This is a genomic window from Taurinivorans muris (assembly GCF_025232395.1).
Classification (GTDB): Bacteria; Desulfobacterota; Desulfovibrionia; order Desulfovibrionales; family Desulfovibrionaceae; genus Taurinivorans; species Taurinivorans muris.
Window position 1 is genome coordinate 1,581,896 of sequence record NZ_CP065938.1, and the last position, 19,628, is coordinate 1,601,523.

The 19,628-nt window shown below is 47.5% G+C and carries 22 protein-coding genes; 5 read left to right on the forward strand and 17 right to left on the reverse strand.

What is annotated here, in order from left to right; all coding sequences use genetic code 11:
* Nucleotides 1–3: 3 nt before the first annotated feature.
* From JBF11_RS07440 to JBF11_RS07450, 3 genes are all read right to left on the reverse strand, one after another.
* Nucleotides 4–255 (reverse strand): hypothetical protein, encoded by a 252-nt coding sequence (locus tag JBF11_RS07440; RefSeq protein WP_334314851.1) that lies wholly within the window; start codon nucleotides 253–255, stop codon nucleotides 4–6.
* Nucleotides 215–2,080: a 3-phosphoshikimate 1-carboxyvinyltransferase gene (locus tag JBF11_RS07445; RefSeq protein WP_334314852.1), complete on the reverse strand. Its 1,866-nt coding sequence runs from the start codon at nucleotides 2,078–2,080 to the stop codon at nucleotides 215–217. Before JBF11_RS07445 ends, JBF11_RS07440 begins: the two co-directional genes overlap by 41 nt.
* 100 nt (nucleotides 2,081–2,180) lie before the next feature.
* Nucleotides 2,181–2,933, reverse strand: a complete 753-nt coding sequence (locus JBF11_RS07450) for a hypothetical protein (RefSeq protein ID WP_334314853.1) — start codon at nucleotides 2,931–2,933, stop codon at nucleotides 2,181–2,183.
* Nucleotides 2,934–3,056: 123 nt separating this feature from the next.
* Here JBF11_RS07450 and JBF11_RS07455 point away from each other — a divergent pair, with 123 nt between their 5' ends.
* From JBF11_RS07455 to JBF11_RS07475, 5 genes are all read left to right on the forward strand, one after another.
* On the forward strand, nucleotides 3,057–3,848 hold the full coding sequence (locus JBF11_RS07455; protein WP_334314854.1) for a hypothetical protein: 792 nt from the start codon (nucleotides 3,057–3,059) through the stop codon (nucleotides 3,846–3,848).
* A gap of 86 nt (nucleotides 3,849–3,934) precedes the next feature.
* The gene (acpS, locus tag JBF11_RS07460) at nucleotides 3,935–4,324 is read left to right on the forward strand and encodes a holo-ACP synthase (protein WP_334314855.1); all 390 of its coding nucleotides are present in this window, start codon (nucleotides 3,935–3,937) and stop codon (nucleotides 4,322–4,324) included.
* A 414-nt stretch (nucleotides 4,325–4,738) separates the two neighbouring features.
* On the forward strand, nucleotides 4,739–5,371 hold the full coding sequence (locus tag JBF11_RS07465; RefSeq protein WP_334314856.1) for a lactate utilization protein: 633 nt from the start codon (nucleotides 4,739–4,741) through the stop codon (nucleotides 5,369–5,371).
* 1 nt (nucleotide 5,372) lies between these two features.
* The gene (gene ldhH / locus JBF11_RS07470) at nucleotides 5,373–7,511 is read left to right on the forward strand and encodes an L-lactate dehydrogenase (quinone) large subunit LdhH (protein WP_334314857.1); all 2,139 of its coding nucleotides are present in this window, start codon (nucleotides 5,373–5,375) and stop codon (nucleotides 7,509–7,511) included.
* A 15-nt stretch (nucleotides 7,512–7,526) separates the two neighbouring features.
* Nucleotides 7,527–9,248, forward strand: coding sequence for an L-lactate permease (locus JBF11_RS07475; protein WP_334314858.1), 1,722 nt, complete (start codon nucleotides 7,527–7,529; stop codon nucleotides 9,246–9,248).
* A gap of 84 nt (nucleotides 9,249–9,332) precedes the next feature.
* On the opposite strand, the gene JBF11_RS07480 is transcribed toward JBF11_RS07475, so the two are convergent.
* The 14 genes from JBF11_RS07480 to JBF11_RS07545 form a co-directional block, all read right to left on the reverse strand.
* Nucleotides 9,333–9,659, reverse strand: coding sequence for a type II toxin-antitoxin system PemK/MazF family toxin (locus tag JBF11_RS07480; protein WP_334314859.1), 327 nt, complete (start codon nucleotides 9,657–9,659; stop codon nucleotides 9,333–9,335).
* On the reverse strand, nucleotides 9,653–9,895 hold the full coding sequence (locus JBF11_RS07485) for an AbrB/MazE/SpoVT family DNA-binding domain-containing protein (protein WP_334314860.1): 243 nt from the start codon (nucleotides 9,893–9,895) through the stop codon (nucleotides 9,653–9,655). Before JBF11_RS07485 ends, JBF11_RS07480 begins: the two co-directional genes overlap by 7 nt.
* Nucleotides 9,896–9,959: 64 nt before the next feature.
* Entirely contained in the window at nucleotides 9,960–10,202 is a 243-nt protein-coding gene (lysC, locus tag JBF11_RS07490; RefSeq protein WP_334314861.1) for an Rz1-like lysis system protein LysC, read from the reverse strand.
* A 90-nt stretch (nucleotides 10,203–10,292) separates the two neighbouring features.
* Complete coding sequence (locus JBF11_RS07495) at nucleotides 10,293–10,700, reverse strand: hypothetical protein (protein ID WP_334314862.1); 408 nt, start codon at nucleotides 10,698–10,700, stop codon at nucleotides 10,293–10,295.
* A 210-nt stretch (nucleotides 10,701–10,910) separates the two neighbouring features.
* A complete protein-coding gene (locus JBF11_RS07500) occupies nucleotides 10,911–11,318 on the reverse strand; it encodes an N-acetylmuramoyl-L-alanine amidase (protein ID WP_334314863.1) in 408 nt (135 codons plus the stop codon).
* A gap of 20 nt (nucleotides 11,319–11,338) precedes the next feature.
* Complete coding sequence (locus JBF11_RS07505) at nucleotides 11,339–11,854, reverse strand: phage holin family protein (RefSeq protein ID WP_334314864.1); 516 nt, start codon at nucleotides 11,852–11,854, stop codon at nucleotides 11,339–11,341.
* Between the two features lie 492 nt (nucleotides 11,855–12,346).
* Nucleotides 12,347–12,922: a hypothetical protein gene (locus tag JBF11_RS07510; protein WP_334314865.1), complete on the reverse strand. Its 576-nt coding sequence runs from the start codon at nucleotides 12,920–12,922 to the stop codon at nucleotides 12,347–12,349.
* A complete protein-coding gene (locus JBF11_RS07515; protein ID WP_334314866.1) occupies nucleotides 12,922–14,148 on the reverse strand; it encodes a hypothetical protein in 1,227 nt (408 codons plus the stop codon). Before JBF11_RS07515 ends, JBF11_RS07510 begins: the two co-directional genes overlap by 1 nt.
* A gap of 25 nt (nucleotides 14,149–14,173) precedes the next feature.
* Nucleotides 14,174–14,689, reverse strand: coding sequence for a virion core protein, T7 gp14 family (locus tag JBF11_RS07520; RefSeq protein WP_334314867.1), 516 nt, complete (start codon nucleotides 14,687–14,689; stop codon nucleotides 14,174–14,176).
* The gene (locus JBF11_RS07525; RefSeq protein WP_334314868.1) at nucleotides 14,668–15,225 is read right to left on the reverse strand and encodes a hypothetical protein; all 558 of its coding nucleotides are present in this window, start codon (nucleotides 15,223–15,225) and stop codon (nucleotides 14,668–14,670) included. Before JBF11_RS07525 ends, JBF11_RS07520 begins: the two co-directional genes overlap by 22 nt.
* The gene (locus tag JBF11_RS07530) at nucleotides 15,225–17,354 is read right to left on the reverse strand and encodes a phage tail protein (protein WP_334314869.1); all 2,130 of its coding nucleotides are present in this window, start codon (nucleotides 17,352–17,354) and stop codon (nucleotides 15,225–15,227) included. The genes JBF11_RS07525 and JBF11_RS07530 overlap by 1 nt, the downstream gene beginning before the upstream one ends.
* Nucleotides 17,354–17,992, reverse strand: a complete 639-nt coding sequence (locus JBF11_RS07535; protein WP_334314870.1) for a phage connector family protein — start codon at nucleotides 17,990–17,992, stop codon at nucleotides 17,354–17,356. The genes JBF11_RS07530 and JBF11_RS07535 overlap by 1 nt, the downstream gene beginning before the upstream one ends.
* A 69-nt stretch (nucleotides 17,993–18,061) precedes the next feature.
* A complete protein-coding gene (locus JBF11_RS07540) occupies nucleotides 18,062–18,460 on the reverse strand; it encodes a Bbp16 family capsid cement protein (protein ID WP_334314871.1) in 399 nt (132 codons plus the stop codon).
* An 83-nt stretch (nucleotides 18,461–18,543) separates the two neighbouring features.
* Nucleotides 18,544–19,542: a major capsid protein gene (locus JBF11_RS07545; protein ID WP_334314872.1), complete on the reverse strand. Its 999-nt coding sequence runs from the start codon at nucleotides 19,540–19,542 to the stop codon at nucleotides 18,544–18,546.
* Nucleotides 19,543–19,628 lie beyond the last annotated feature (86 nt).

Below are 19,628 nucleotides of genomic sequence, written 5' to 3' on the forward strand. Positions count from 1 at the left end.
ATTTCATCCTTGTTCCTCATATTTTAAACGTGCGATACGCACCCGCCGAAATTCCCTGTGGGTTTCAAGCATATTTCTTTCCTGAATCAATTCATGGATTTCAGCCGCATAGAAAATTTTTTTCATAACGTCTTCTTTCGCCATACATTCCTTAATAAGGTTCGTGCATAAAAGACGCCATTCGTCAATCTGCCTTATTTCCGCCTCAAGCTCATCAATCGTCGTCGGAAGAGAGCGGCTTAGGAAGGTCCGCATAGACTCCTTGGGCAATAACTCGTCTGGGTTTGGGTGTGTCATCTTTTCGTTCAGCCTTATCAATGCTTGGATTTGGCAATGTGTTGTACATGCGCCAGAAGAAGGGGTAATAATCGTTCAAAATATTGGGGTTGACCAGTTTCACGCGCGGACGGAGATACGCGGCAAGCGCATAGGCGACCGCCCATTCGGCGCCGGGAGCCATAAACGGATCGTACAAATCTTCGCCGCGTTCCAAATCTTCCGTATATCCCAAATGGGCGAGGAAACTTGCCGTAAGCGGACAATCCTTATTGCTTTGCGCAAGGTTCATGTCCTGTCCGTTGACTTTCGCCCACAATGCCAAAAGGGCGGAAGTGGCTTTATTGCAAGGCGGAATGCTGTTTTTCCGGGCATTGCCGGATACGCCTTTCGCCGTGGCGGCATTGCCCTGAACGGAAAATTCAAGCCCTGCGAAATCCATGATCTGCGCCAAGTATTTTTGCTGTCCTCTTCCGTTCCATTGCCCTTTAAGACTTACGCTGCCGCTTGTGAACGCAGGCAAAAGGAAGAAAGAAGCACAAAGCTCCCCGTCGGAAGCAAGCGCGATTTCTTCAGGAATCCGCACAGGCTCATGCCGCGTGCTTATGCTGTTTTCCTGCATTGCGACAGGCAAACGGCAAAGGGCTATGCAGTCGAGAATATCTTCAAGATTTGTATTCCACGCCCGCAGTTTTTCATCATCTTTTTGCAGTTCCTGATAATATTCCGACATATCGAAGGTCACCGCGCTTTCCCAGAACGGACTTGCAAGAATGAGGGCGAAAACAAAATCCATAGGCAGCGCGGCGGGAATGCGGATTGTCTCGCTTATCATGCCGGAGGCTTCAATGCGGATAGGCAAGCCTTCGCTCGCGGGAATAACCTGCACGAGGCGGGCGTTGAACTGCGCCAAAAATTTCGCAACAGGGGCGAAATCTATTTTGCAAAGCTGATTTTCACCGGTAATTTTAAGATGATACGGGAGTCCGAGACAAAGGGCGAGGCAAATCCATAAGCTCTGCTCATCGCTTCCCACGTGGATGATTTTGTCGGAGCCGCGCTGCAAGCCCTTGCTTTCACGGCTGAAAACCGTGCCATTGTTTTCAAACCACAAATCACCGCCAAGCACGTTGAGCGATTTGATAAGATGAATGAGGGAATCGGTCAGCGCCAGATTTTTCATGCAGGTTTTTTGTCCGCTTGCAGCCGCCAGCATCATATAAAAACGGGCTAAACGCACAGAAGCGGGAGCCTGCAAATCGACTTGCACGGGTATCGGCAGCGGCGCCAGATTGTACGCATGGTCATAATCGGTTTCGTCCACGGCTTTAATGCTTTGAACAAGCAGATACAGCTCGCGGGAAATTTTGGGATCGGGGCAGTATTTGTTCGTATTTTGTTCCCATGAGGTGCGGATTGATTTTTCCGTTACGGCGTCGAGGGATTTATATTGTATCATGCGCTCAATGACTTTCGCACGCTTGGCAATCAGTTTGATAATGCCGCGGTCCAAATCGCAGACTTCCAGCAAATCAGCCTGCTTGGGGCTGATTCTTTCTCTTTTCGCCCTGTCGTTTCTGCCGTTTCTTTCATTTCTTTCAAATCTTTTATCATCGCCGAAACGGGCGGGACGTTCCTGTCTGCCTTCATTTCTTTCGCGAAAGCCTGCGGCATGTTCCTTATCTTTATGGTTTTCAAAGCGTGAACGGCTTCTTTCGCCGCTTTTTTGAAAATTTTTTTTGTGTCCGTCAAATTTATGGAATTTTCTTCCGTTATCATCAGCGGTACCGCTAAAATTGCTCATATTCCGTCCTTCATAAAATTTAGTTGTGCTGTTTCCCGAAGCTTTATAAAAATAGCGTGAAAGTAAAAAATAAGCAATAGCCTAAAAATACGATAAATTTCTATTCCGAAAGGCTTTGCTCATTGATTTTTTGTTTTTCTCCTTTCCTGTTTGTTTCCGCCGCAGGCATATCAAGAATTTTCGCTTGTCCCGCCTCAAAGTCCAGAGCCAGCCCCGGTTCGAGCGCTTTTTGTTTCCGCTCGGTCAAATTACGGTAAACAGCGCTGTCTTGCCCATGGGTGAACAGCGTCAAATCACGGATGACAAAAGGTTCAGCCTGCCAATATTCCGCCGTTCTGTCCCTGATGATGACAAAATATTCCCGCGCCTTTCTCGCATTGTTTCTGGCAAGCTTGTCAGAACTCGCCTTTTCTTCAAAACGGCAGTAAACGAGCCAATCCAAAACGCCGTCCTTATCCCAGTCCAAATCGCCCAAAAGGCTTACGGTGATCCGCTCCAACCCCTGCTCCATGATGAAGCCGTGGGAGTACATTTCCGTATCCGCATACTCGCTTTCAAGACCGGCGAACGTCCAGTGCCTGCTCTCTTCAACACTGGGGTAACGGAAAGAAAGCGTCAATTTTTTATAAAGTTCCTTGCCGGTGAAAAAGCCCCATTCCTTATTGATAAGCCCGACAGGATTAAATGACGGCAAATCTTCGGTGATGATGCCATGCTTTGTGAAATCCGCCAAGAGCAGCGGCTTGATATTCTGATAACGGGTATTGTCGTAAACGCGGATTATCCCCTGCGACGAGGCGTTCGCCATGCAGGAACACAAAAAAAACAGCATAAGGAAGAAAATATTTTTCATAACCCACCATAATTTTTTTAAATGGAATACTTATTGCAAGTTGCACAATTAGTTTGTATTGTATGTCAAGAACATAACATTACTGATTTTATGAAAAATAGCAATATGACCATGAGGCGTTTTATGAAAAATTTTACATTATTTCAACATAATAAGAAAAAACAAAATATCATTCCCCTTTTGCTTGCGGCGCTTTTGCTTTGTTCTTGCTCAACAATTTCAAACACGGCGGACTATGTTGCCGATAAAACGGAAGAATTTACTTCCCCGCGGGAAGGCAGGCTCGATTTCGACTTGCAGGACGGCTTGCGTTTTTACAAAGCGGCGGAAATATATACAGGCGAAATCATTACCTATGTCCACCCCACCGCGAATTTGCCGGAAAAGCCCACAGCCCTTTTCGTGCCTCTCGGTTTGGTGCAGAACAGCCGTGACCATTATGCCGTTTCACAAGGCGTTTCAAGGCTTGTCTATGAAAACTTCCTTGCGGAAAAAACTTTTGCCGCACTGGAATATTCCGACTACACCGTTCCTTACCGCACGGAGCAAATGCTCCCCTATGCCCGGCAAAAAGGGGCTGACTATCTTATAGGCGGAGTCATCAATCAATATTACGACGGCACATCCGGCGGCGATTCCCGGTTCGCCCTGCAATTATTCGTTTACCAAGCGGAAACGGGCGATTTGATGTGGTCTTTGCACCACAGCGGAATACTTCCGCATAAAGCCGATTCCGATTTCGCGTTTTTCAAAATAAAAAACCGCATGCCCGTCAATCCCATGTCAACGCTCATCAGCGCGGTAAGCAGGGAGCTCGCCGTGCTTCTGCATTATTGGACCGATGAGAAATACATGAAGAAATGGGAACAAAGCCAAAAAGAAAAAGAAATTTTCGGCGACCCCGACGCGTTTTAATACGACGTTTCAGCCCGGTTTCCCGACAAGCGCTCAAACACTCCACTACGCAAACAAGAACGAAAAATAATCGGATAAAGAACAATATGATAATCGGAATAGGCACAGATATTGTCGTCATTGAACGGATAGAAAAAAATATCGCCCGCTTCGGCTCCGCTTTTCTGCAAAAAATCCTCACCCCTGCGGAACTTGCCCAAATGCCAGTAAAAAACGCCAAACGCCAAGCCGAATGGACGGCGGCGCGTTTCGCCTGCAAAGAAGCTTGCGTCAAAGCGCTCGGCACCGGGTTCAGCGAAGGGATAGCGCCCGCCCATATTCAGATTTTGCGTGATGAGGGAAAAGCCCCCGTTCTCACGCTGCTTGCCAAGGCGAAAGAAAAAGCGGACAGTTTGGGCGTGACCCGCTGCTTCGTATCCTATTCCCATGAAAAAAATCATACGGCAGTCGCTTTTGTGGTCTTGACGCAGCAATGATTTTTTCTCCTCCCCAAAACCGATAAAAAATATTTTTACCCCAAAAATACCGAAAGCGTATGCGGCAGAACGGCTTTTATCTTTATGCCCGCAGCAGGCGCCAAACCGGCGTACCGGATTTTTTCCATATTTTAATGTATGTATTAAAATGAAAGAAACAGCCCTATTTATTAAAACAGCCTGAAAAGGGCTTTTTTTTACATTATGCGAATAATTCAATTTTTATTGCGCATAATCTTCGTTTTAAATGAAAATACAGGATTTTTTTCCGTAAAAAACGCTTTTTCGGTATGTTATTAAAAAACCGTATTTGCAACTAACACGCTATCTTAGAGAATTATCTTGACAAAAAGACATTTGCCGTGTACATGACATTATTCTTGATAACGTTACAAAATAATAAGGAGATTGCTCATGCCGACTGCTGAAAATCAAGCAAGCCTTGTTGAGGTTTATAAAGAAAAAGCGACTGCGACTGCCTGCCAGGTTGCGGAGTTTTCCTCTTTTGAAGAAGCTATTCCCCATCTTTTGTCCATCATGGACAAAAAAGCTCCCTGCGAACTTTTATATGAGGAAGATGTGGAAAAAGGCCCGAACGGTCCGAACGGCTGCCCCACCAGAGTCCAAAAAATCATTGCCGCACCTGAAATCGGTGAATATTACGAACCGTTGAAAAAGGCTTTTGAAGAAAAAGGCTATAAAGTGATTGACAGCAATCTCCGCCATTATACGGCAGGTATTGACATGGGCGTTGCTTTCGCCAAAAAAGGCATAGCCCAAAGCGGAACATGCATGATCAATGCCTATAATGAAGATACGCGCCTTGCGACCATGGTTTGCGAATTTTGCGTCCTTGTTTTGAAAAAATCACAAATCATGCCCACCGTGCTTTCCATGGCTGATGAAATCCGCAGTGAAATGAGCGGAAATCCCACAAATTACTTAACCTTTATTTCCGGTCCGAGCCGTACTGCGGATATTGAACGCGTCGGCGCCGTCGGCGTCCACGGTCCGTTGGAAATGCACATCGTTTTGTTGGAGGGATAAGATGAAAGACAACGTGAAAACCTCGAAAGATTATAAACAGGAACTGGAAGAAGCGCTCAACGACCAATTTTTAAGAAGAACGCTCGATAAATTCGCGGTAGACTACCGTATCAGCCGTGAAGCTGTTTTCAGCGAAATCGACGGTAAGGACATTATTAAAAAAGTTGCCGACGCGAAAGACGACGCCTGCCAGCACATGGAAGAATTATACGCCAAGTTCAAAGAAGAAGCGGAAAAACGCGGCGTTATCGTGCACCGTGCCAAAGACGCAAAAGAAGCCAATGAAATCATTGCGGAAATTGCGAAAAAGCACGAAGCGAAAAAAATCATCAAATCCAAGTCCATGACGGCGGAAGAAATCCATTTGAACCATAGGCTTGAAAAAGACGAATGCGAAGTCACGGAAACGGACCTTGGCGAATGGCTCATCCAGCTCCGCCATGAAGGACCTTCCCATATGGTCATGCCCGCAATCCACCTGTCCCGTTATCAGGTTGCCGACGATTTAAGCAAAGTTACCGGCGAAAAATACGATGCGGAAGATATTCAGCGCCTTGTCAAAGTCGCCCGTGTGGAACTCAGAAGCAAATTCATCGAAGGCGAAATAGGCATTTCCGGAGCGAACTTCTGTATTGCGGAAAACGGCACGTTCGGCATCGCCACCAACGAAGGCAACGCCAGAATGGTCACCACCTTGCCTAAGGTGCATATCGCCTTGGCAGGGCTTGACAAACTTATTCCCGATTTTGAAACCGCTCTCACCGCTCTGACGGTTTTACCGAGAAACGCCACGGGTCAGCGCATAACTTCCTATGTCACCTTCATCAACGGTGCCGGAGAATGCAGAATTGACGATGAAAACAAAAAAGAACTGCACGTCGTCTTTTTGGATAACGGCAGAACGGAAATTGCCAAGGACCCGCTTTTCAAACAAGTATTCCGCTGTGTGCGCTGCGGTGCCTGCGCAAACGTCTGCCCCGTGTTCAGAATGGTCGGCGGCCATAAAATGGGACATATCTACATCGGCGCCATCGGTCTTATCCTTACCTATTTCTTCCACGGCAAAGATAAGGCTGCCATTTTGGCTCAAAACTGCATAGGCTGCGAATCCTGCAAGGATATTTGCGCCGGAGGCATTGATCTGCCGCGCCTTATCACCGAAATCCGCAACAAAACGACGAAGGAAGCGGGACAGCCCATGCAAATCGCTTTTGTGGGCAAAATCATGCAAAACAGAAAACTGTTCCACAAACTGTTGAAATTCGCCCGTTTCTCACAAAAACCGGTCAAAACCCAAGACGGCTTCATCCGTCACTTGCCTGACGCCCTTTTCGGCAAACATCAGTTTAAATCTTTGCCGGCGTTGGCGGATAAGGCTTTCCGTGAAATTTACGCCGAACACGCGTATACCTTGGAAAATCCGAAAATGCGCATCGCCCTTTTTGCCGGCTGTGCCCAAGACTTTATTTTCCCCGACCATTTGGTCGCTTTTATGAAACTCATGAAAGCCCATAACGTGCAAGTCGATTTTCCAGAAGAACAAACCTGCTGCGGGCTTCCTTTGCAAATGCTCGCGCTGAAAGAAGTCGCCGCGGACATCGCCCGTCAAAACGTAAAAGCCATCGACGCTTCAAAATACGATTATATCGTGACCCTTTGCGCAAGCTGTGCTTCCCATTTGAGCCACAATTACAAAAACTTCATCGGCGACGAATGCACGGAATTTTCTTCAAAAGTAAAAGATTTCTCTTCTTTTATGAATGATGTCGTAAAGCTTGACCCGAGTCTTTTCAACAAAAGTTCCGAAAAAGTGACCTTGCATATTCCCTGTCACCAAGCAAGAAGCCTTGGCGTTATAGAACAGCCGAGAAACCTTATCGCCCAAGTCGCCGACTATGCGCCGGCTAAGGAAGAAGCGAGCTGCTGCGGTTTCGGCGGCACATATTCCGCGAAATTCCCCGAAATTTCCAAAGAATTGCTCGGCAATAAAATCCGCCGTATCGAAGAAACGGAAGCGGAACGTATCGTTACGGACTGTCCCGGCTGTACCATGCAAATCCGGGGCGGTTTACATAAGAAAGGTAGCAGCGTGAAAGTAACGCATATCGCCGAACTTTTAGCTGATAATTTAAAAAAATAATTTGAGGAGGTCTGTATGAGTTTCGGTTTTTATGCTGTTCTGGCATTTATTCCCATTCTTATTGCTCTTATTCTTATGGTTGGTCTGCGTTGGCCTTCAACCCGCGCAATGCCGCTTGCCTGGCTTTCCGCCGCTGTGCTGGCATTTGCGGTTTGGGATCTTGACGTGATCCGTATCGCGGCTTTGTCCGTTCAAGGTTTCATCACCGCTTTCGGCGTGCTTATCATCGTTTTCGGCGCTTTGCTTATCTACTATACATTGCAGGCGAGCGGAGCCATGGAAACAATTCAGGCAGGCATGCAGAAAATCACTCCGGACCGCCGTTTGCAAGCCATTATCATCGGCTTCATGTTCGGAGCATTCATTGAAGGCGCTGCCGGTTTCGGCACCCCTGCCGCTTTGGCGGCTCCATTGCTCATGGGCTTGGGCTTTCCTCCTCTTTGCGCCGCCATTATCTGCTTGGTTTTCAACAGCGTGCCTGTTACGTTCGGCGCTGTCGGCACCCCTGTCATTCAAGGCTTCAAACCCATTCAAGACATTGCGTTTGAAGTGCTGAAAACGATAGACCCGCAAGCTGTTCCTGCTGATGTTTATAACCACATCGGACAATTTGTTTCCGTTATGCACCTGCCAATGCTCTTCCTTCTCCCAATCGGCATGCTTGGGTTCATGACCCGCTTCTTCGGTAAGAACAAAAGCTGGAAAGAAGGCTTTGCCGTTTGGAAATACTGCATAATGGCTTCTGTTTGCTTCGGTATTCCTTACATCGCCATTTCTTGGACCTTGGGACCTGAAATTCCGTCTCTTATCGGCGGTCTTCTCGGTCTTGGCGTTTTGGTATACCTCACCAAGAAAGGCATATGCGTGCCTAAGGACGTTTGGCTTTTTGAAGACAGAACCCACTGGGCTGCCGACTGGTCCGGAACCATCACCGCTGAAAACGTGCATGAATTTAAGGAGCACATGAGCCAAGTCAAGGCTTGGATGCCTTATATCCTTTGCGGTTTATTCCTTGTTCTCACCCGCGTGCCTCAATTCGGCTTAAAATCCATTATCACCGACCCCATGTTCAACCTCGGATTGAGCAATATTCTGGGTGTTGAAGGCGTAAATTCCTATATTGCGGTTCTCAACCTTCCGGGAACCATTCCGTTTATCTTGGTTTCCATTATCACCATTTTCATCCACGGCATGATGAAAGATGATGAAATCGGCTCCAACAAGGTAAGCCGCGCTTGGGGAACAGCCATTGCCAAAATGAAAGCTCCGACCATCGCTTTGCTTTCCGCTGTCGCTCTTGTTTCCATTTTCCGCGGAACAGACGCAACCACGGTCGAAGCTTTGATATATAACGGACGCGGCGTTTCCATGCCTCTTGCCATGGCTATTGAAATTTCCAGACTTACCGGTGATTCTTGGGCATTGCTCGCTTCCTATATCGGCGGTTTGGGCGCATTCATCACAGGTTCAAACACCGTATCAGACCTTTTGTTTGCAAACTTCCAATGGGACGTTGCGGAAACCCTTGGCTATAATTACTGGCAAAGCATTTACATCTTAGCCGCTCAAGGCGTCGGCGGAGCCATGGGCAATATGATCTGCGTGCACAACGTCGTATCCGTATGCGCCGTGCTCGGCATGATCGGACACGAAGGCGCCATTATCCGCAAGACGTTCTGGCCTTTCCTCGTATACGGCATTCCTACCGGCATTATCGCTTTCTTGCTTGCCATGTAAGAAAACCATATCGGTATAACAACAAAAAAAGCCCTTTCAAACCGAAAGGGCTTTTTGTTTTGGATTTGAAAACAGAACTGATTGTTAATATTCAATTTCAGAAAACACAATATCAATAACTTGTTTCAATAACTCTTTGGGAAGTTTTTCAACAAAAGAATATTGCCTTGCATTTAAATCAAGCGTTTTCACATGCTCACATAAAATAACACCTGTTGTCTTGGTTTTTCCCTGTAAAGGAATGTGCAAAGGAAATTTATTATCAGTATTAGTAATAGGGCAAACAATGGCTAAATTCGTTTTTGCATTGAAAAAATCATTGCTGATAATTACAGCTGGTCTATACCCTGCTTGCTCATGCCCCTTTTGAGGATTGAAATTTACTTTAATAATATCACCTTGTTTCAACATATTTCATTTCCCATAGGTTCGCCCCAATCAATTTCTGCAGACTCACAGTTTCCTTCATAATCTGCAAAAAGTTCTTGGATGGTTTTTCTTTTCTGCACAGGTTCAATAATAATCTTATTTTTCTTGGCAGCTATGGAAAATTGCTCGTTCTCCTGCCATTCCAAACTCTCAAGAATAGTTTTAGGTATGCGAAAACCTTGACTATTTCCCCATTTCTGAAGTGTTACGACTGACATGGTTTTGCTCCTTTTCAATGTATATACAAAATAGATACATTAAAAAATTTTTATTTGCAAGTTTTTACTCAGCACTCTTTTTAATCGCATTCAGCCTGGCGTTGCAGAGGGTGAGGTTTTGCTCCAGTTCCAGAGCATAGAGAAGCAAATCTTCGTTTGCTGTGTTTTGATTTATCGGCATGGCGGGCAAGGGAATTTCCTGCAGAAGGATTTCAGGCACGGGTTGTTTTACGGTTTCAGTCGTGTAGATCGGTGTTTTTGCGCAGGAAACAAGACAGAAGAGCAAAACGCAGAATATTTTTCGCATGAAAATTTCCTTATGATCAGCTTTTTTGTTAAAAATTTAAAATCGCCTGATTAGGTTTTTTATCGAAACAAAGCGGAAATACACATTCGCTTATGCTTCTTTCGAGGATATGTTTTGCACTGCTAAAAAAATAACGCTCTCATGCGGCTGTGAAACTTGCTGTTTTTGCTTTATCAAAATTTCCAAAATGGCTTGCGGTATTTTTTGTTTTCTCCAAGCTTTGGCCTCTTCATCCGTGTTTTGGACAAGCGCCTGCCGCTTGGCTTTGGTTTGCGTTTCAAGTTCCCGCCTTTGCTTTTCCAAAAGCAAAAGCTGTTCTTCCTGCTTCCTGCTTTGTTCCAAAAGGCTCGCCATGGCGTCTTGCTGTTTGTCCGCAATCTGCTGTAAATTGGCAATCTGTGTATCTTTGAGCTTGTTCTTCGCCTGCAATGTTTCGATTTTTTCCTGCAAAAGCCAGACAATAAGCCCGGCTAAGGCGATAAAAACAAACTTAGCCATGATACTGCCATTGAATAAATACTTCATGCACATTATACCATTCCCTTGAAAAATTCCCGCACCTCAAAGCACGGACAGGTTTTATTAGCAAACTCATTATGACTAAGAGATGCCGCTCGGAGTGGCTTCCTGCCACCCACTCGCTCAAGCTCGTATTTTGTGCGAAAAATACTTCGCTTGCACTGCGTGGCTCGCACATCCTGTGCTGTTTTATTTTTCATTGAAAAACTCTTTTACATCGAAACAGGGGCAAGCTTTGTTTGCAAACTCGTTATGTCCATGGATTGCGGCGTTCGGATATTCTTTTTTGAGTTTTGCCGCAAGGTTTCGCAAGGATTGAAACTGCTTATCCGTAAAATTGTTCTCCGCCCTGCCGTTTTCGTCAATGCCTCCCGCAAGGCAGATACCGATTGAATTTTTGTTTTGTCCCTTGCAATGCGCCCCGGCGATTTCCAGAGGACGTCCCTTTTCGATTTCTCCGTTCCTGCGGATCACAAAATGATAGCCGATTTCATCCCAACCCTGCTTTTTATGCCACATGTCAATTTCCGCCGCCCCGATGTCTTGCGTGGGCTTTGTGGCGGAACAGTGGATGATTATTTTATTGATTTCTCTCATTTATTCCCCTAAAAACTTCCTTATTCCTTATTATTAAAACTTTGTCCTATTTTTTTGTTGATTTCGCTTTCAAGCCGTGTCTGCAGTTTTCCCGTGTATTTGAAAATGATTCTGTCCAGCCAGCGGTTGATTCCGAAGCCGAAACACGCCAAATGGTGATTGATGCTCGCAAGGTTCAGCAAAATAAGCACGCACAAAAACAAATCGAACCAAAACGTGCCGTTGTATTCAAAACTTACGCGTTCCTGCACGGTCAAATCAAACGCCTTGCAGGCGAAGCCCACAATCAAAACCGCCAAATAAAGGCTGACCACTTTCTTGAACCCTATCCACGCCTTGAACCATGAAAAACGCCTGTTCCGCTTGGCGCGAAAAGCCCCCAGGAAGAAATCCGCAAAAATAAGATATTGGATGAGGGCGAGCAAATACTCACTCGCCCCGAAGTGATAGGAAATGAACGCTGCGAACGCAGACACGGAGATTTTAATCTCGATGTCGTGCATAAACGCCAAAACATACTCGCAAAAAAAGAACATAGCAACCACCTTTAAATTGTGGAGGATGCACAAAGCCACGCAGTGTGAGCGAAACAATTTTCACACAAATTGTGAGCGAAAGCGAGTGTCAGGAAGGACGCCTGACCGAGCGCAGCTCTTTTTGCCTCGGAGATTTTAATCTCGATGTCGTGCATAAACGCCAAAACATACTCACAAAAAAAGAACATAGCATTCCTGTGTGTAACGCGGTTGTTTTTTATATAAAAGAAATTTTATATTGTCTTTGGGAACAGTCCCCAAGATTTTTTAGTGGGACCTTATCCCACACCCTAGAAAGAGGGGGACACTCCGGGGGATACTCCCCCTGTTTGTACCCCTCTTTCATCTCCCCGAACAGCCCCCCATTTCACTCTCTTTCAGCAGGAAGCTGACGCTTCCGCTTCCAGAGGGTAAAATCCGCAAATCAAAAATATTGCCGATATGAAAAACTGTACAGTAAAGCTGAACAACTTAATACGCATTACGGCAAACCTACTCAAACATGGCTGCCGCTTGACTTGCCACATCCTCAGCAAAAACCGCCTGCACATCCACGGCTTCCACCTCCGCGAGCGTTTTCGCCGTATTCAGAAAATCCCGCACCCGTTTATAACGTCCGAGGTACAGCCCGCGCACAGGGGCGAAGTCTTTGGCGTTTTCAACGATTTTTCGGGCAAGTTCGGTGAGTTCCACTTGCGAGCCAAGACTTATGCCCGTAATGGTCGGAATTTCGGCTTTATCAATTCCATTGTCCGCCAAATACGCCGCGGCTTCGCTTTTCTGCACCTCGAAACTCTCGCTTTCCGCCCGGGGATACGCGGAAATTTCCGCAAGCTTGGCATTGAGCAATTCTTCCGCCTCGCGCAGTTTCACGGTTTTCAGGTCGTCCGCCTTTTGCGCGTCGCTCTTCATGGGAGCGAAGCCCTTTTCATACCAGCCCCAATCAATATCGGACTGTTCGATTTCGCTTTCCCCGCAGGTCAGCGTCCAGCCAAGCGACTTCGCAACGTCTTCGGAAGGCGTAAAATTGCCCAATTTATGATTTTCCATGTTTTCAATATAAAGCATTAACTTTCTCCTTGTGCGTAAAAGAAATAAGCACCTACACTCCAACAGCTTTGCGTTTTCAAATAAACCCCGCGCCCTTTTCTTACGGGAATTGTGGCTGTACATACAACATCGGCGGTTCCGCTGGCGCTGGTCATCCGTATATCTCCGCTTTGAGCAAATACCAAGGCGTAAGCTTTGGAGGCTATATTCGCAACTTGTCCGTAAACGGTAACCCAACCGTTTGCCGGGGCGGTATACGCTGCTGAATAGTCAATTTTATCATTATTAATCGGGGAAAACTGAATAAATATCTTTTTATCGAGATTTGGCATGCCAAGTCCGGAAATGAAATTGTCGGAAAGAACGTTCCGCAAACCTGAAACGGCTTTGCTGCTGGCGACGGTTTCCTCGCTTACGCTGTCAATGGCGGAGGAAATGGCGGACTTGTCGATTTTTTCGGCAAGGGCTGCCTCCGTTTTCGCATCGAGAAGGGTTAAAGCTTTAGCGCTCGCCCCGATATCCGACCGTTCCAAATCGATTTTATCCGTAAGCGATACTTTTGAAGCATGCAGACCCGCGTTATCGAAAGGCAGAACGATTTCCAGCCTATTTTCCTCTTTATGATAGGTTATCTGCCCTTTTCCGTCGTTGCTGATATAACATTCAACCTGCAAATCGGTTAATTGTTCCGCTTTCTCTCTGGCAAACAAAGCCCATGTTTCGGCGTTTTCCGCTTGCGTTTCCGCCGTATCCGCATGGTTTCGGGAAAGGTTCGCCTGCTCCGAGGCTTTTTGCGCATGCGAAACAGCTTCATCACGAGCCGCGAAAAGTTCTTCCAATAGATTGGAAACATCGCGGGTATCGGTAATGTCAATTTTCAATGCCCTGCTTATTTCTTCATCAAGCTGCTGGATTTGCATGACAATCCTGTCAAAGCCGTCATGCTCCAAAACTTTTGGATGAAACGCTCCGGCATTTTCAAGGTCGACAATCTGCGTTAAGGGAATTTTACGGTAAAGGGTCAGATATTCCCCTGTTTTTAAAGGTTCTCCCTGCAAGGGATATATGAAAACTTTTCGGTTCAAATCTACGGTAAAATTCGTTTTAACCTCTTCAATTTTCATACCTTTTTTTATAACGGCAAAAATATGCCCTTTTTCAGCCACTTGAAAAGGCAAAGGAAATTCCTTGGCAATGTCATTTCCTTGATAATGCTTTTTGCTCAGCGTGCTTGCAATAGTCATGAATGCTCCTCACCGCCCTTTGGTTCTAAAAATAATTGGGACCGCGCTTGAAATTTGTTTTTTGTACCGCCGCAGCCGCAGAATTAAGTCCGGAAAAAACGGTTTGAGCGGCTGCAAAAGGATTGGAACCGCCTTTACTCCCCGCCTGCCTGACATACCCTTGCGCTTGGGTGTTGTAATTTTTCGCTTTCTGCCGTGCATGTTCACCTGCGTTTTGAGCGTATTCTTCGCCTTGACCCGCCATGTCGGAAAGGACGGCAAGAGGGCTTCCGCCCGCAAGGTCGATATTCCCGGCGCCATATTCCACGGCTTTTTTACTTTGCAGCGCTTTTTGCTCCAATCTGATTTTTTCCTTTTCTTTTTCCCCTTCCAAAAGGGCTTTTCTGGCATTGTCTTCCGCCAACTTAGCATTTTGAAACGCTTGCTCCCGCTGCTGCTTTGCATGTTCCGCCTGCGCTTTTTGACCGGAAAGCGCATTCGCCGTGCTAAGAGCGGAACCGAGCACGCTTATGCCCGTGGCTATTGTGCTTGGTACACACATACTGGATTCCTCACCGTATAAAAACGTTTAAAAAGAGCCTTGCTCAATCCTGCGCGGATATAGTCCTCTTCCACAAAAAAACCTAAATACCGCACAAGGGAAAAGGTTTGATTGTTCCATGAAGCCGCGATATTCACAAGAATCGGATAATGCGTCAGCGCTTTCGCGATGATTTCTCTGCCGTGCCGCACAAGAAACCGCTTGTGTTTTGTCAGATACCCGCCTGCGAACCAAATTTCACCGACGCTTTTCCCCATATCGTTCAAAGGAGCCAATCCGCCTAAGCCGATGACCCGTCCGCCCTTTTCCCTGTCATGAAAAACAAGGAAATACGCCTCTCCTTCGCCTTTGAAGGCATGCTCCAAAACGTTTTCAAGAAGTTTTCCGGCGGAAATACGGTAAAGCTGCCACGCTTCATAAATTTCATCCTGGCAGATGACATCAAGGCAATCTTCAAAATATTTTCCGACAGTCTTCTCTGTTGCGGCGATAAGTTCGTATTCGCCGTAACAGCCTGCAAGTTCCTGTTTTTCCATTATCCCCCCACCTGCACTTCGGGAAGCAGGGCAAGCACTGTCAGCGGCAGAGGCGCCTCGCTCATGATGCAGACATGATTTTGATTTTCATAATGCTGCGTAAGGTGCATGAAAACATAATCCGTCTGCAAATCGACCGCTTGCCCCGGTTTTTCGTTCCGCCTCCATTTCACTTCGTTCATCCGGGTAAAATCCGTTCCTATCTTCGCATGATTGGTATTTTGAAAATAAACGCTTATCCCCTGAATGCGCTTGCGTTTGCCAAGGGTGTTGGCATAGCCGTTTTCCGCTTCGACGGGCATGCTTTTCAGCTTTGCCGCATAAGGCAAACCTATCACGATGTCATAAGCTTCATAGCCGATGTCAATCCCTGCGATTTGCACGGTTTCCCCGTTTTTCTCATAAGAAAGGGTTCGGACTTTCTGCCGCGGGCAAACCGCCCCGTTGGCGATAATGGCGACTTCCATACCCTGCAAATGCTCAAGACCGCCCACATAGCGGATAGGCACATCCCGATTTTCTTTTGCATGATAGGAAAGCCCGCAATCCACGTAAAAAAGGGAAGAGGCGGACATATCCTCCTGCGGCGTATTTTGCCGGTTATGTTCCATGCGTTCGAGAAAATAGTGTTTTTGTTCCCCGATTTCCCTTTCCACCACAAAAAAGACTTCATCGGCAGATGCGCCCGGCAGCGAACAGACAGCAATGAATTTCCCCTGCGTATCATGCCTGTGCCATGCAAAAACTTCATGCTCGCGCAAAAACGTATGCCCGAGCAGGGCTCCGTCGTCACGCACGCACCAGATAACGGAATCCGGGCTTTGCTGATATGCCCAGTCGGTAATGGCGCGGTTTGCGAATAAATGCCCCGCAAGCACGGCATGGTCGGAACCGGAATAAGAATCCGTACCGAAATCATAGACCAAATCATGCATTTCCCTTTGCGTTCTGTTGATATGCAAAACACTGCTCCCGATGATAAGCGCGGGAAGACGGCTTGAACCCCGGTACGACTGCGGCACAAGAGAAATATCGGAAGCGGTAAGCGCCCCCGCATTGCTTTTGACTTCCCATTCCGTTCCGCCGGTGCCCACAAGCAGCGTACGCAAGGAAACCAGCCAGCTGATACGGGAAACCTCATTGCCCGCAATGCTGATTTCCATTGCGTCGTCCGCTTTTACGGGCGAAGAGCGCGTAAAGGATTCAAAATTGCCCGTGCGTGAGAACCAAAGGGTCTGCGGGCGTTTTTTCGAGCCTGCAAAAACAAGCCGCTGCTGATGAAAACAAACGCAGCTGGGATAATTGCCGTTAACAAAAGGGTTGTGGGCTTTAGGCGGGCAGTCTGTCATGTCGGGAGCTATGTTCTTAGCGTCAAAACAAGGAACAAGACTGCTGCCGATATAACCGTACTTGCCGTTTTTTTCTTGGTAAATACGATATTCTTCCGCACCTGCGCATTGCTGCCAGCTGAGTTTCGGATAACAGGTCTGACGCAGATTTTCAGGACCCTCCACCGAACAGACGGCGCTGGGGAGGCTTTCTTCCCCTGCTTGGTTTATTTGCGTAACGACGAAAGACCATTGTTTCAACCCGTTTCCGTCACTTGTTTTTTCCGATGAAGTCCGCACATCGTAAAGCCAAGCCCCGAGCCCCGCCGGCGGAGCGGCTTTGGGACTGAAATTAACCGCTTCCAATTTCCAGTTGTCGTGCGCATAACGGCAAAGCTTATAGGGAGCGAAGTCTTCACTGACCAGATAAACAACGTCGGCGCTTTGCACAAAGCCCATTTTTTTAGCGGTTTCATAACTGAAAGGCGTTGTGAGGACATAAGGATTTCCCGCTCCGTCAAGGAGCTGACCCTCTTTGGTAAAAAAGGAAAGCTTTTTTTCAGACCACGCAAGAACATAGGTTTCCGCAGAAGAAAAAATAAAGGGCATGAGCCGTGTTTTGCCCGCAAGAGCGGCGAGATAACGCAAACCGCCGCGTTTGCTTGCTCCGCCATGGGGATGAACGACCATATTTTCAAGCAGGCTGCACCCTGTATGATACCGTGCCAAATCAATACGCACGGCAAGCGAGGGAGAAAGCTCACCTGCCGTGAAACTGCTTTGAAAACCATGAAACGCCATTATTTCCTCGCCTCCAGATATTTGGAACAGTATATGTCTGCCGCTTCTTCCCCGCAGTCCCGGCTCTTCGCTTTTTCAAAGGCGCGGTCCGCGATTTCCCGCAAGGTCCGCACCGTATCGAGGGCTCCCCCGAAGCTGAGGCAAAGTTCGCCTGCCAGCTGCCAGGCAAAAGCGTCTGTGAACAGACTATCCCAAATACTCGGATCTTCGCTGTAACTTGTACAGGTTAAAACGGCTTGGGGACAGGAGGTGACAATCGCTTTTGTGCCGTCGGAAATACGTTCCACAGTATAATCATACACCGGGGCGAAATGATTTCCTTTTTTGCCGGCTGCCGGATTCAAAGCCAAAATCCGCATGCATTCTTCAGGGTATTGATAATAATGCAGGTTCCGGTAAAAAATATCATTTTCCAAAAAATGTTCCGCCGCCCCGCAGCCCAAGAGGGCGAGGACTATCTCCTTTGTGGCGAAATGCCATGGGTACGCGCGCAAAGCGGAAGCGAGCACATAGGGAAATTTTACGGCGCACTGCCTCGCTTCCGTGCTTGCCTCGCCAAGGCTCGTGATTTGCGAAATGCCGTGTCCGCCTATGCGGCTTAATGCCAAATTGCATACATCGACTTGTGATAATGCCATACTGCCTCTTCAGGAAAAAGAGGGTCGCCCCTCCTTTTCTTTTTAAACTGTTTTTGCCGCTGTCATTTCCTACGCGTGCGCGTCAAGCACAAGTCCCGCGGTAAGGGCGCCTTTTGCGGCAGCGCCCTCGACTTCGTAAAAAACGCGCAAATACCTGCCCGCACGGGGAGGCAGGGAACCGAAACCGACGGAGCAAGGCTTTTCAATTTCCGCAAGAGGCAAAGGTTTGCTTGAAAGGATAGTCCGCCAGTCTTCTTCCGCAAGTTCGGCAAGAGGCTTGCCGCTGTCGGCGGACTGAATATGCACGGTTAAAGAAACCAAGCCCCCGAACCCCTCGACAATTTGCACGAAGGGAAAAACAGGCATGCCGCCGCCCTCCTGCACGCCGAGATCGAGCGTTTTATCGGAACATTGGCTTGTGCTGATTTTCTGAACATGGGAAAAAAGCAATTCTGCGTCCAAATACATAAGATTTCCTTTTTTGGATAGATAGGTTATCGTGTTTTGATAGGTTGTCGTGTTTATGCGTATCCTGTTCCATGATTACATGATTAAACAAGGCGTTCCTCATTATTATGCAAAGCGTCCACGCGGCGGACAGGCATGCCTAGGAAACGGGTCACGGGTTTGCCTTCGATTTGATCGACGGAAAGCTGGACATTGGCTTTTTCCATAGCCATGATGTCCAAAACGGTTTTGACGTCCCTGTTCATATACCATGCCATTTGCGCCTTGTTGGCGGAAGGAATTTTGTTTGCGGCGGCAATCATGAGGCGGATCAGGTTCGTGCCGACGGAAGCTGCCGAACCGTTGATAATATCCGCAAAGCTTGCCGTATCGATATTGCAGATCCGCACGGCGTAACGCCAGTCACGCAGGGAAAGCCCGCAATCCCATTTGAAATGGCTGCGGTAGCCCTGATAATGCCCGCCATTGTCATCAAGCAGCGTCTGCTCGCCAAGATCTTTGATTTGCAGACCCGCCTGCGAACCTTTCGGGAAAATACCGTGCAGAGTATCCTCGCCCCAACCGCAAAGCCAGATTGACGTGTTGGCGCCGCCTGTTCCGCCGAAATCGAGGACATTTTCCGCGCAGTCAAAGCCTGAAAGGGCGTTATAGCGAGGGCTGAGCCCCATGAACTTTTGCGGTTCCTCATGAATATCGCCATAAAAGAGGGTTTTCGCCATTTCTTGGTTCATCGCTTCCACAAAACCGGCTTCTTCGCTCATCCGCCAATCGGCGCTCGCACCGTTTAAATCCGCAAGGGATTTATCCACTTCCGCATACGCTTCCAGCATTCCGCACGTATCATCAATGCTTTTTGTGGTGCTTTTGCTTGGCTGAACGCCATAGTTCAAAATACGCCATGCGGCGGCAGGCAGACCGGTGCGGACGGTGGTTCTGTGTCCTGTGGGCAAATTGCCCTCAAGCCAAAGGGCGTCTTCCAAAATTTCATTGGTTTGGGCCATGATTTCAACCAGTTTGGCAATCTTGCCCGTGTTGTCGAAACGCTTTGCCGCATCAAGCAGCGTTACTGCATTCGCGCTCATTTTTTTCTCCTTTGCAGAGGTTGGTGGGGTTTTCATTTCCTTTTTCGGGCACGGGAAAAGCCCCTCCCTAACGGGACTATCCGCCC